At 30.9% G+C, this 13,115-nt stretch carries 11 protein-coding genes; 1 reads left to right on the forward strand and 10 read right to left on the reverse strand.

Going from position 1 to position 13,115, the window contains the following annotated elements:
* Window positions 1–13 precede the first annotated feature (13 nt).
* From BMUR_RS05635 to BMUR_RS05680, 10 genes are all read right to left on the reverse strand, one after another.
* Window positions 14–304 carry a hypothetical protein gene (locus BMUR_RS05635; protein ID WP_013113633.1) on the reverse strand — a complete coding sequence of 97 codons (291 nt, stop codon included), beginning with the start codon at window positions 302–304 and terminating at the stop codon, window positions 14–16.
* Entirely contained in the window at window positions 304–1,089 is a 786-nt protein-coding gene (locus tag BMUR_RS05640) for a hypothetical protein (protein WP_013113634.1), read from the reverse strand. Before BMUR_RS05640 ends, BMUR_RS05635 begins: the two co-directional genes overlap by 1 nt.
* A gap of 11 nt (window positions 1,090–1,100) precedes the next feature.
* Window positions 1,101–1,763, reverse strand: a complete 663-nt coding sequence (locus BMUR_RS05645) for a HEAT repeat domain-containing protein (protein WP_041750070.1) — start codon at window positions 1,761–1,763, stop codon at window positions 1,101–1,103.
* An 8-nt stretch (window positions 1,764–1,771) separates the two neighbouring features.
* Window positions 1,772–4,345, reverse strand: coding sequence for an alanine--tRNA ligase (gene alaS / locus BMUR_RS05650; protein ID WP_013113636.1), 2,574 nt, complete (start codon window positions 4,343–4,345; stop codon window positions 1,772–1,774).
* A 205-nt stretch (window positions 4,346–4,550) separates the two neighbouring features.
* A complete protein-coding gene (locus BMUR_RS05655; RefSeq protein ID WP_013113637.1) occupies window positions 4,551–6,062 on the reverse strand; it encodes a Do family serine endopeptidase in 1,512 nt (503 codons plus the stop codon).
* Between the two features lie 230 nt (window positions 6,063–6,292).
* On the reverse strand, window positions 6,293–7,225 hold the full coding sequence (locus BMUR_RS05660; RefSeq protein WP_013113638.1) for a lysophospholipid acyltransferase family protein: 933 nt from the start codon (window positions 7,223–7,225) through the stop codon (window positions 6,293–6,295).
* Between the two features lie 3 nt (window positions 7,226–7,228).
* Window positions 7,229–9,217 (reverse strand): hypothetical protein, encoded by a 1,989-nt coding sequence (locus BMUR_RS05665; protein ID WP_013113639.1) that lies wholly within the window; start codon window positions 9,215–9,217, stop codon window positions 7,229–7,231.
* Window positions 9,218–9,264: 47 nt separating this feature from the next.
* Complete coding sequence (locus tag BMUR_RS05670) at window positions 9,265–10,041, reverse strand: SDR family NAD(P)-dependent oxidoreductase (RefSeq protein WP_013113640.1); 777 nt, start codon at window positions 10,039–10,041, stop codon at window positions 9,265–9,267.
* Between the two features lie 181 nt (window positions 10,042–10,222).
* On the reverse strand, window positions 10,223–10,723 hold the full coding sequence (locus BMUR_RS05675) for a hypothetical protein (RefSeq protein WP_013113641.1): 501 nt from the start codon (window positions 10,721–10,723) through the stop codon (window positions 10,223–10,225).
* A 208-nt stretch (window positions 10,724–10,931) separates the two neighbouring features.
* Entirely contained in the window at window positions 10,932–11,426 is a 495-nt protein-coding gene (locus tag BMUR_RS05680; RefSeq protein ID WP_013113642.1) for a hypothetical protein, read from the reverse strand.
* Window positions 11,427–11,578: 152 nt separating this feature from the next.
* On the opposite strand from BMUR_RS05680, the gene BMUR_RS05685 reads away from it, so the two are divergent.
* Window positions 11,579–13,054, forward strand: a complete 1,476-nt coding sequence (locus BMUR_RS05685; protein ID WP_013113643.1) for a leucyl aminopeptidase family protein — start codon at window positions 11,579–11,581, stop codon at window positions 13,052–13,054.
* Window positions 13,055–13,115 lie beyond the last annotated feature (61 nt).

Raw genomic sequence — 13,115 nt, forward strand, 5'->3', positions numbered from 1 at the left:
TATATAAAAAACACTATATTAAATCGCATACAGAGTTTATAATATTAACCTTCTTTCTTTCTCTTTCGCTTAAAGGAGCATATTTCGATTTATACATCAAATCATTTGCAAGCACTATAAACTGCTCTTTAAGCATTTCTGCGGCCTCTTTAGGTGTTTTCCCAGTAGCTCTTATAGCTAAATCATCATTATTAATAACATAATGATCATCTGCTATTTTTGTAATATATCCTTTTAATGACTTTTTAAAATGAAAATCATCTACATCGCTGAAATTTAATTCTATTTTTTGTCTTTGTGCCATTAATATATACCTGCCTTTTTTGCATAGTCTTCATTGGTTAAACTAAAAGTTTTCTGTGTAAATATTATATCATTAGTATTAAATGCATAAGGAGCTTTTCCCTTTAATCCATTAACACCATTTGATATAGCTTGATCAATAACAACATAAAGCTCTTCTGCATGAAGCTTCTGATATTTCATAACATCAGCAATTACTATTTCATAAGCAGTCTGCCTAGTAGGAGCCCCAGTATCACCTATAATATGATATGAAACCCCATTCAAAGTGTCTATCCACAAATAATCACCTGTAATATCATAAATCTCAAAATCTATACTAACCTTCTGCGACCAAAAAGACATAGCAGAGTTTGCATACATTACCCCATCAGCTTTACCAGAAAGTAAGGATAATGTTTCTTCACTTAATCTATTTGTAGCAAGAGTACCAGTTGCAGCCACATAATCAGCTCCTAATATAGAATGATTAGGTAATTTGGCAAACTCTTCATTTCCTATAGCTTCCTGCAAGGTTATAAGTTTAACCATTTCGTTTTGAGAATTAAAATTACTTATAAAACTATTTAATACAAAATCTGTATATATTTCTGTGTTTAAATATTTTAATTTATCCAAGTACTGATTAGTCATGCTTTTCGGAAAAGTAAAAGAAGCTATTGCAATGGTTCTCTTTTTTTCTATAATATCATCAACTCTTACATAAGAATATTTTGAAGCACATGATATAGTAATAAATAAAGATATTATTATCAATACAAACAGTTTAATACTTCTTTTAATCATCAATAATGCCCCTATTCTTCCTCTATTATTTCTACAGCCTCTATATTTTCTGTATTTTTGTTTTCTCTATATTCTATAACCTGTTTAATAATAGATCTTACAGCAAAATCACTGTCGCTTGAAGCAAGCAAATTCAAAGATCTGTCAACTCTGCCGTCATCATAGTCTTTCAAAGCCTCAACAGCAGCCATTCTCACCCATTTATTTTTACTTGATAAACTTTCAAGTATAGGGTTTAAAAGCTCTTTAGCATTCATTCTTCCAGCAACTTTTAATCCCTCTATCTGTACCTGCAAATCAGTATCAGAAATAGCTCTTTTTACCCTATCAATAGCTTCCGGATTATTTGCCTCAAGCCTTCCAAGCCCCAAAACAGCCAAACACCTCACATTAAAATCAGGGTCTTCAACACTAGCACGCAAAAAATCACTGTATGCAATATCCGCTTCTATCTTTCCTAAAAGCCAAACAGCCTCAGCACGTACTTCCCTGCCGCCATTTTGAGCCGCATTTAATACTTCTAATATAACCTCTTCATCATTCGGGTCTTTTGCTAATTTTTTTTCGGCTTTATGAACATCTTCAAGCCTTCTTAAAGTAACATCTTTCTCAGAACAAGATATTATAAAAATAATAAAAAAAGCATATATAAAAAGTATTGTAATTTTCTTCATATTAAAAGTTATAACCATGTACTCTTTAATTTATTAATTTCTTCTTTTGCCTTATCTATATTTTCTATAGAGCCTTGTGCGAAGGTATCTTTTCCGCCGCCTCTTCCGCCTGCAGTTTTAATAATATCTTTTATAATATTATTTGCAGATAATTTCTTTTCTTTTACAGCACTTCCTGTAAGCTGAACAAGTATAGAGTTTGAAGAGTCAGTTTTACTTATCATAACAGCAATACTGTCTTTTACTCTCTCTTTTATAGTATCAGCATAAAGCCTTACTTCTTTTATATCTTCATTAAACTCTAAATTATAGAATCTAATACCGCCTAAATCTTCATAATTATCCATAAATGAAGTAACTGAAGCTCCAGAAGTCTTTAACTGCTTAATATCTTTCTGCAGTTTTTTCACTTCATTTTGAAGATTTTCAGCTCTTATAGTAATTTCTTCTATTTTTGAAGCATTAAGTATATGTGCCAAGTTTTTTACTTTACTAAAGAGTTTTGTAGCCTCATTAGCAGCTTTTAAACCTGTAATAGCCTCTATACGTCTTACTCCGCTTGCAGCAGAACCTTCACTTACTATATGGAAATAACCAACTTCCGATGTATTTGTCAAATGACTTCCTCCGCAAAGCTCTACTGAAAATCCGTCTCCTATATCAAGTATTCTAACAGTATCAGGGTATTTCTCACCAAACAATGCCTTAGCTCCAGATGATATAGCCTCTTCTTTAGACATGTATTTAATTACAGCCGGCATCGATTTGAAAACTACTTCATTAACCTTATTTTCTATATTAAGCAAAGTTTCTTCGGATATAGAATCTGGGTGAGTAAAGTCAAATCTCAAATAGTCTTCGCATACATAGCTTCCAGCCTGATTTACATGATTGCCAAGTGTAAGCTCTAATACCCTTTGAAGTATATGCGTAGCCGTATGATTTTTTCTTATAGCCATTCTTCTATCAGCATTAACAAATAATGTTATCTCTTCGCCTTCTTTAAATGAATGATTATTATTTTCAAGTATATGTATAATAGTATTTTCTTTTTTCTGAGTATCTGTTACTTTGATAGTTTGCTTATCTGAAGTCTCTATATATCCGTTATCTCCAACCTGTCCGCCCATCTCTCCATAAAAAGGAGAAACATCTGTTACAATAACTGTATTATCATTGTATACTGATATTACTTTTGCTTTTACACCGTTTGTCAAATTGTTTAAATCTTCACCCACATATTTAGTGTCAAAGTTTGCTACATATCCGAATTTTGACTTTTTATCTTCTCCAGTTCCTCTGCTTCTTTTTTTCTGCTCTTCCATAGCCTCTTCAAATCCAGCTCTGTCAACTGTAAAGCCATGATCATTAGCTTCTTCTTCTGTTATATCAAAAGGAAGTCCGTAAGTATCAAAAAGCATAAATGCATCAGAACCTTTTATCACTTTACTATCTTTATTATCTTCCATTACACTGTAAAGTTTATTCATACCAGCAGATATTGTATTTAAAAACTTATTCTCTTCATCTTTTAAAATTCTTTTTATATTCTCTTCTTCTTTAGGAAGATAATCATATATATCTTTATAAACATCTATAACAGCACCAGTAAGCTCATTTAAGAAAGCCCCTTTATGTCCCAAATCGCTTGAAGTTTTCAAAGCTCTTCTTAAAAGTCTTCTTAAAACATATCCTCTTCCCTCATTTGAAGGTACGCATCCTTCTGCCAAAACAAATACCAATGCTCTTAAATGATCTGCTATTAAATTTATTTTTGTTTTATTTTTATCTTCATATTTAACATTAAGTTTTTTTATAATAGCATCAACTATAGGCTTCATAACATCAGTTTGATAATTACTCTCAACACCCTGCATAATATAGCAAAGTCTTTCAAGCCCCATTCCAGTATCTATACCCACATTCTGAAGCGGTGATAAATTGCCGTCAGTATCCTGAAAAAACTCATTAAATACTAAATTCCAAAACTCCAAATATCTCTCACAGTCGCAGCCCACAAAACAGTCCGGCTTACCGCAGCCTTTCTCTTCTCCCATATCAATATAAAGCTCACTGCAAGGTCCGCAAGCCCCAGAATCTCCAGCAGGTCCCCAGAAATTATCCTTTTTTCCTAGTCTTACTATCTTTTCTTTTGGTATTCCTATATGCTCATTCCAAATCTTAAAAGCATCATCATCTTTCTCATAAATAGAAACGTATATTCTTTCAATAGGAAGTTTTATTACCTGAGTAGAAAACTCCCAAGCAAATTCAATAGCCTCTTTCTTAAAATAATCTCCCATAAAGCAGAAATTACCAAACATCTCAAAAAAAGTATGATGTCTTGCCGTCTTTCCTATATTTTCCAAATCTGAAAGTCTAAAGCATTTTTGTATAGTAGCTACCCTTGAATAAGGTGCTTTTTTTATTCCTGCATAATATGGTTTGAACTGAAGCATACCCGCTGTTGTGAAAAGAAGTGTAGGATCATCTATTGGTATAAGTGATGATGATTTTTCTATTACATGTTTTTTGCTTTTAAAAAACTCTTTGAATTTTTCTCTCAATTCTAAATGTGTCATCTTCAGCTCCTGTTTTTAAGAAGATTATTCTTTATATATAAAACTTTATTAACCAAATTAATAGTTTATTAATAATATATTAAATTAGTTATGAATGCAAGTAAAAAGCCAAAAAATAGTTAACATAATTTATTAGATTATAATTAAAAAGAGCTTCACAAAATATTATTGCAAAGCTCCTTTATATTCTATTAATATTTAAGCACTATTCTATTATTATAACATAAGTCATTCTTGCACGTTTTATAGTGATTGTAAATGACTTATCATTTCCATAAGATGCAACAAATTTATCATAATCATCTGTACTTGAAATAGTGATACCATTAATAGCTTTAATAACGTCTCCCGGTCTAAGTCCAGCCTGATATGCTTTAGAGTTCTGAGTCATATTAAGAACTACAACGCCTCTTTCATTGCTTCTTATCTGAAGTCTTTGAGATATTTCAGGTGTAATATTTGAAACATCTAATCCCATCCAAGAACGAGTACTTCCCTGAGAGTTATTTTGAGACTGTCTGCTAGGAACAACATTCTCATCTTCAACTCTTGCTTCTATAACTATTTTAGTACTTCTTTCTCTTCCGTTTCTTAAATATTTAACTGTAACTTCTTTACCTACTTTTGTAGTAGCTACTTTATTAAATAAATCTCCAGACCTAGTCATTCTCTCGCCGTCAAACTCTATGATAATATCACCGTCCTGCAAACCGCCTTTAGAAGCAGGAGAGTCTGGTATAACTTCGCTTACATAAACTCCGCTGTTTTGTTTAACATTAAGACCTCTTGATAAGTTCTCATCAATATCCTGTAAGTATATACCTAAATATCCTCTTGTAACTCTTCCATTTTCTTTTAAATCTGTCATAACAGAAGTAGCTAAATTAATAGGAGTGGCAAAACCTATACCAATGCTTCCGCCTGAAGTAGAATATATTAATGTGTTTATACCTATTACCTGACCATGAATATTAAATAAAGGACCTCCGGAATTACCAGGGTTTATAGCAACGTCTGTTTGTATATATCTTTGATATTTATTAGCTCCGACATCGCTTCTTCCTTTAGCACTAACAATACCGAAAGTAACAGTATTATTAAGTCCGTAAGGGTTTCCTATAGCAATGGCAAACTCACCCGGCTCTATAGCATCGCTGTCTCCCAAAGCAACATAAGGGAAAACTCTGTCATTACCTTCTATTTTTAATAAAGCCAAATCATAAGCCTCATCATATCCTATTAACTGAGCAGGCAATTCTCCGTCTTCTCCGTAAAGAGTTATCATTATTTTTGTAGCACCTTTAACGACATGGTAATTTGAAAGTACGTAACCATCTTCATTAATAATAAAACCGCTTCCTAATGATTTTTGACTTCTTCTTTGTCTAGGAACTTGGTCTCCAAAGAAAAATCTAAAAAACTCATCAGCATATCTGTCTTCTTGAGTTTGACCTGCTTCAATTTCTGTAGATATATTAACTACAGCCGGCATGTTCTTATCAACAACCTCTCTTATAGCTCCTTCAACCTCTAAAGCACCGTCTAATGACCCAGTAAAAGCAGTCTTTTCAGGTGCTGACTGTGCATGAACTAAAAACTCATCTTTTTTATAGTTTTTCTCATATGAAAATATAAAGAAAGAAATAATTATACCTACCAAAGTGAATGTAAGCCCAAGATTTAAAAAGAACATAAATGAACGTTTTTTTTGCTCCATATATGCATAACCTCCGATTAAAATTGATTTTCATAAACTAAAGTTATTAACTTGCCATGAACATTATAAGACATTATATAAAAAAATAAAATCGAATATTATATGAAGATATTACCTCATTAACTAAAAATAAGAATGTTTATATGTAATTATAATAAAAATATTGTTCTGACAATCATAACAGTTTTAGTATATAATATAAACCTACAAAAAAAAAGCAAAGTAAAAAATTATTTATAATTATTATGTTTATAAAATACCTCAGGCTCTCCCTTAGGTCTGGTATTCCATCTAGGATGCACCCAAAGCCAATTCTCCGGATATTTAGCAATTATCTCTTCAAGTTTTTTTGTATATCTTTGAGTATTATGCCTAATTGTTTCTTCTTTTGTTTCTTTCTCTTCTATATACATTATCTCAGACACCACTATTTTATGATGCCCATATCTGTCTGGAACACTGTATACGATAGCAATAGGACTTCCAGTTTTCATAGCTATAGCAATAGGACCTGTAGCTGTAGCACATGGACAGCCAAAAAAATCAACAAATATACCGTCTAAATAATTTTGGTCTGATAGAAATGCAACAGGACTATTGTCATTTAAAGCATAGAATATTTCCCTTAAATCTCCCCACCTTGATATACATTTCATGCCTCTTTTTTCTCTCCAAGACTTCATATACACATCTAATTTAGGATTATCTAAAGGTCTTACTATAACGCTAGGGTGATAGCCTTTAATAGCAAAATAAAAAGCTATATACTCCCAGTTTCCTATATGTCCTGTAATAGCTATAATACCTCTGTCTTTTTTATGCATTGCCTCATCAAAGATATCCTGCCCTTCTATTTTTATCCTTTTTAATATTTCTTCATTAGACATTCTTGAAGATTTTATAAACTCGGCAAAAGTCATAATCATAGACTTCATAGAACGCTTGGCTATCTTTTTTCGTTCATGAAAACTTTTATTTGGAAAAGCCTGCTTCAAATTAATTAAAGCTATACGCCTAGCACTTGGAGCAAAATAATACATCAAAGTACCAACTAATTTCGCAAATAATATAATAACAATATATGGCATAATAGCCATTATTTCCATTAATATTCTTAATGGAATATACTCAAGCATTATAGTTCTATGTGATTTATAAGCCAAAACTTACACCTCTTTATCTAATTTATTATCTTCTTCAGTGTTAACAGTATCAACAGAATTATCATTATTAGAAGGTGCTGAAAATAAATCTTCATCTTTAGTAGATTCATTAAATCCGTCAGAGTTAATTTCTATTTCAGAACTTGAAGAATTTTCTTCATTTTCTTCATTTTCTTCGGCTTCTGAACTATTTTGATTATCAGGAGTTTCAGTATTATCAGAAATATTATTTTCTTCTGTATTATTTGAAGAAGTTTCATTAACATTTGTATCTGCTGTTTCAGACATCATAGCATCATCATCATCATCACCTTCTACTAATATTCCAGCTCCGGACAATTCACCCTGAGTGATTAAATAATTAAATCCTGATATAAAGTAATAAGCTTCAGTTAAAGCTTTCATTACATTATAGCCCTGTATTCTCTTTTTACCCTTTCCTACTTCTGATGAAAAAGTTAATATATCGTTTGGATTTTCTATTATTCTCTCTCTCTCTTCTTTATCTAACAATAATTTGTCTAATTTTCTTTTAAAAGGAGTTATTATAGAAACAAAAGTATTTCTCAAATTCTTTGCCAAATAAGAACGCTGTCCGTTTTTATCAGAAAGCATAGAAACTCTCTGTTCAAAACGCATAGTTTTATCAGCTTCTACTTTCATTATAGTATTACAAAGCTCACTGTATTCATTTAATCTTGAATGAGTATCTGATAATGACAAAAATATATTGTTAAAATCATTTTTATAATCTGTTCTTACCTGATTATCATAAACTAAATTATATCTTACTTTATTTGAAACAAATACAGCTGAATATTCTCTGTCTAAAAAATCAATTAAAACTTTTATTCTGTATATTTTATCTTTCGTAGACACAAAAAAGAAGGGGTCGGCTTCGTACTCTATACCGTTATCCGATTTTTTGTAGGATACGCATTTATTTATAAGTTTTACCCCTATAGATTCTACTTTTCCAAGTTTTTCCTCTTCTGTATCCTTTTTCTTACCTATATTCTCTTTTGCCTGTTCTATTTTTGTTTCCTGAATTTTTTCTTTATCTTTTCTCAATTTTGTATAATATCCTAAAATATCCTCATCTGTAATATTAAGATATTTATTAAAATCATTAATAGTTTCAAGTTTTTCTTTGGAAGCATACTGTAAAAGAGTAAATAATTTAGGATAATACTTTGTATATACCAAATCCACTGCCCTTTTAAAAGCTGATATTCTTGAATTAACTATTCCCTTACTTATATTATCAACAATAGCATAAGCAAGCATAGCTTTCTCGCCTGCTACCTTAATTCTAGAAGAATAAGTATGAAGTACATATAAAGGTCTGAACATTGCTTTTATTTCTTTAACATAGCTTTCAGCCATTACATTGGTATTAAGTTCTTTATAGGGTCTTAAAAAATCTTTGTATGTTTTTTCATTGTATTGATCTTTTATTCTCTCTAAAAGCTCCAAATCATCAAGGTCTTTAGCAAACTGAGATATTATTTTCTGATGTTTGGCTTTAGCATCTATATTAGAGGCTTCTGTAGGATTTAGTGCATTAAAGATAAGCGTATCCATCTCCAAAAATGCCGCTATAATGTTTTTATCTATAAAGTTCAAAAATTTCGGATTAACATTACCGCCCATAAAAGTTATAACGCCTGCACTTACAGCATCAAACCATAATTTTAATCCGAAAAAAAATCCGTTTCCTTTTTGCTTTTCAGAAGAAGAAGAACTGCCTGAACCTTTAGAATCAGAAGATTTTCCTCCGCTATTATAATTACCAGCACCTTTAGAATTACCGCCTACTAAAGTATTAGCATTTTTCTTTGATGAGCTTCCAACAATTACTGAAGATGTACGCTTTTTATCAGATACAACTTCACCGCCTGCATCAACAAATTTATTAAACAAATCTTTTCTTGCATCTTTATTAAGTTCATCTAACTTTAATCTATCTCTAGTATTATCTATATCACCCATAGAAAAAAATAACTCCCTTATTTAAAAAGTAAAAGTAAAAAAATAAATTATTTATTATCTCTATGTATTATTGTAGCACTGCCTTGATTTTCTGCCATAATAGTCATGCTTGATATTTGAACATGGCTTCTGCGTGTTAATACATACTCTATATTATCGGCTATATCTTCAGCATATAAAGGAATAAATCCTTTATATACATTATCTGCCTTTTCTTTGTCGCCTTTAAATCTCACAGTAGAAAACTCTGTATTAACTGCACCCGGCTTAATATTTGTTACTTTAACAGGCTTATCTATTAATTCTACTCTTATGCTGTCTCCGAACATCTCTACAAATGATTTTGTGGCACAGTAAATAGCACCTCCGCTATAGGCTTCATCGGCAGCAGTAGAAGATAAATTTACTATATGACCGTATTTACTTTTTAATATATAAGGCATTAAAAGTCTGGTTAATACTATTAAACCCTCACAGTTTACCCTTACCATCTGCAAAGCATCTTCCAAACTATTATTATAATACAAATCCTTACCTAAAGCCAAACCGGCATTATTTATAAGTATATCTATATTTTTATTTTCAATACTATCAACTGCCTTTACAATATCTTCGGTTTTAGAGAAGTCTAACTTTATAATATTTATTTTTACATCATATTCCTTTTCAAGCTGATTTTTCAAACTTTCAAGTCTTTCTATTCTTCTGGCTGCAAGTATAAGATTAACCCCATTAGAAGCAAGCATTCTAGCTGCAGCCTCTCCAATACCAGCACTAGCCCCAGAAACAAATGCCAATCTTCCGCTTATATCTTCTCTATACATTAAATAACTCCTAATATCTATAAAATTTTATAAATAAAAATAAGATTTATTATATTATTTTGAATAGTATATTGCAATAGCATAAAAAAATATTTTCAAGATTTTTGCTATGTTGCTATACACAAAATAAAAGAGGGCTATTAACAATAGCCCCCTTATTTTTTTACACAAAAAACTATTTTTATTTGTATGTTCTAACCATTCCGGCTACGTCCTGAGCTGTATACTGCATACCTACTTCATTAAGATATTTTGTAACTAAAGCGTCCATTTGGTTTTTTAACCCCTTAGAATATAGTTCCATTACAACAGTACAGTTTTGCTGAGAATCCCATTTAGTTTCTACAACAGAAGCCCCTCTTATTCTTCCAGCTACTCTCTCCTGTATAACATACTCATCTATCATACCTTTTTCTGTAGAGCTTAATGATTCTATGTAAGAACCCACTATTTTAGCTACTATTTTATTTTTTCCGTCTAGTTCAGCTGCCTGTTTTGAAGTAAGCTCTCTTCTAAACTTATCTGTAGCATCTATATCATCAGAAGGCACTCCCATACCCATTACTCTGAATGTATCATTATCAATCCAGCCTTCTGGTCTGCTCATGCTTACACCTGTGCTGTTACATGAAACTGCAAATAAAACAGATAAAATTGTTAAAATAATCAATATTTTTCTCATAAATTACCTCCTTTTTGTATATTATACTATTTTAACATGTCAATTGCAATAAAAATAATAATGAAAAATATTATTACTATACTATTAATATAACAAAATATATATATTTTTAGTTATCGATTAATAATAATTTTTTTTAATTAATTTTTCAAAAATCACAAAAAAATACGGCTAATAATAATATTTATTTCAAAACTGCTATTAATAATTATTTATAAGTTCTAACCATTCCAGCCACGTCCTGAGCTGTATACTGCATACCTACTTCATTAAGATATTTTGCAACTAAATCATCAATCTGACTTTTAAGACCTTTGGAATATAATTCCATTACAACAGTACAGTTTTGCTTTGAATCCCATTTGCTCTCTACAACAGAAAGCCCTCTTACTCTTCCAGCCACTCTCTCCTGTATAACGTATTCATCTATCATACCTTTTTCTGTAGAACTTAATGATTCTATGTAAGAACCCACTATTTTAGCTGCTATTTTATTTTTTCCGTCTAATTCAGCTGCCTGTTTTGCTTCTACTTCTCTTCTGAATTTATCTGTTTCATCATCAGAAGGAATACCCATGCCCATTACTCTGAAAGTATTATCATTAATCCAGCCCTCCGGATTGGTTTTACTTACTCCACTACCGCAGGAAAGTATAGAAAATAGCAATACAGAATATAATACACATATTAATATTTGTTTCATTATAAAACCTCCTATAAATTATTGTGATATCATCATACATTTTCTGTAAAAAAAATCAATACCATATTTTTATTACCTAGTATAATTGACATAAAATAAACATTATATATAATTATTACTTGAATGTTATCTTTAAATCAAGGATCCGACAAATGAAACTCAAACATACAATTAATTTTATAAAAAAACATACAGTAGCAATTTTTGTAAAAGTTGAAAAAGAAGAGCCTAAAGTGTGCACATTTAATGAAGAGTATATAAAGTTATTTAATGGCCTAGTAAAAGACAAATATTACAGCACTTCTACTCCTTTCGCATTTGCTTTTGCAAGCAGTACTAGAGTTATTTTTATTACATATAAGGAAGTAAAAAATTATATGTACGAAACTTGGAAAAATGCAGGTGCTTCTCTTATAAAAATTATGAAAGACTTGCATATTGATGATATAGAAGTAGATATGGCAGAATTATTTTCTGAAATAGCTTCAGAAGAATCATATATACAGTTCTGTTTGGGAATAATGCTTGCTTCATACAGCTTTGATAATTATTTGGGAGATAAAAGATTAAAAGAACAGCCTTCTATAAAAAATATACTTCTAGTTTCTGAACACAAAAAAGATACAGAAAATGCTATATCAAAAGCATCTCAAATAGCAAATAACATATTTTGGGCAAGAGATATTATTAATGAACCTAGTAATATTATCAACTCTTTAACATTTACAGACAGAGCCAAAAAACAGGCTGAAAGCAGAAAAATAACTACTACTGTATTAACAGAAAAAGAATTAAAACAATTAAATATGAACGGAATACTCGGAGTTAATGCAGGAAGTAAAAATCCTCCTAGAGTATTTATTGCTCAGTACAAAAAAGCAAAAGCTAAAAAACATATACTATTAGTAGGAAAAGGAATAACATTTGATACCGGCGGAATGTCATTAAAACCGGCTGACAGTATGCTTGGAATGAAAGATGATATGTCCGGAGCTGCGGCTGTTTGCGGAGCTTTATTTTTAATATCTGATATGAACTTAGACGCTAATGTTACAGTGATATGTCCTTTAACAGATAATAAAACTGGAAGCGGTGCAATTAATCCAGGAGATATATTAAAAATGTATAACGGCGTTACTGTAGAAGTTGTTAATACAGATGCTGAAGGAAGACTAATACTTGCTGATGCCCTAGCTTACGGAATAAAAAAATATAATCCAGACTTTGTAATAGATATTGCTACTTTAACAGGTGCATGTTCTATAGCTTTGGGAAGAAATGCTACTGGATTAATGTCTAATGACAGGGCTTTGGCTTCTGCTCTTAAAGATGCTGGCGATGATACTTATGAAAGAGTATGGGAGCTTCCTATGTTTGAAGAGTATAAAGAACAGATTAAATCTGATATAGCCGATATAAAAAATACTGGCGGAAGATATGCAGGTACTATAACAGCAGCTCAGTTCCTATCATACTTTACAGAAGGGGCTAAATGGGCTCATTTGGATATAGCATGCACTTCTATAAGCGATAGTAATTCAAAATATCTTTCAAAAGGTGCTACTGGCGTAGGAGTTTATCTTTTAGCAAAAACTGTAGAAAAACTCACAGATATAGAGAGATTTTAATATTTAAGTAAATAGAAAATTTATTTAATATTTTTTAGTTTATACATTAATAATCATAGTA

It is taken from the genome of Brachyspira murdochii DSM 12563, from assembly GCF_000092845.1.
Classification (GTDB): domain Bacteria; phylum Spirochaetota; class Brachyspiria; order Brachyspirales; family Brachyspiraceae; genus Brachyspira; species Brachyspira murdochii.

What these genes read in the sequence shown, in the direction of transcription:
- BMUR_RS05640 (WP_013113634.1), bottom strand. Translation starts at nt 1,089, where the DNA reads ATGATTAAAAGAAGTATTAAACTGTTTGTATTGATAATAATATCTTTA.
- BMUR_RS05675 (WP_013113641.1), bottom strand. Translation starts at nt 10,723, where the DNA reads ATGAGAAAAATATTGATTATTTTAACAATTTTATCTGTTTTATTTGCA.
- alaS (WP_013113636.1), bottom strand. Translation starts at nt 4,345, where the DNA reads ATGACACATTTAGAATTGAGAGAAAAATTCAAAGAGTTTTTTAAAAGC.
- BMUR_RS05680 (WP_013113642.1), bottom strand. Translation starts at nt 11,426, where the DNA reads ATGAAACAAATATTAATATGTGTATTATATTCTGTATTGCTATTTTCT.
- BMUR_RS05685 (WP_013113643.1), top strand. Translation starts at nt 11,579, where the DNA reads ATGAAACTCAAACATACAATTAATTTTATAAAAAAACATACAGTAGCA.
- BMUR_RS05645 (WP_041750070.1), bottom strand. Translation starts at nt 1,763, where the DNA reads ATGAAGAAAATTACAATACTTTTTATATATGCTTTTTTTATTATTTTT.
- BMUR_RS05670 (WP_013113640.1), bottom strand. Translation starts at nt 10,041, where the DNA reads ATGTATAGAGAAGATATAAGCGGAAGATTGGCATTTGTTTCTGGGGCT.
- BMUR_RS05665 (WP_013113639.1), bottom strand. Translation starts at nt 9,217, where the DNA reads ATGGGTGATATAGATAATACTAGAGATAGATTAAAGTTAGATGAACTT.
- BMUR_RS05655 (WP_013113637.1), bottom strand. Translation starts at nt 6,062, where the DNA reads ATGGAGCAAAAAAAACGTTCATTTATGTTCTTTTTAAATCTTGGGCTT.
- BMUR_RS05635 (WP_013113633.1), bottom strand. Translation starts at nt 304, where the DNA reads ATGGCACAAAGACAAAAAATAGAATTAAATTTCAGCGATGTAGATGAT.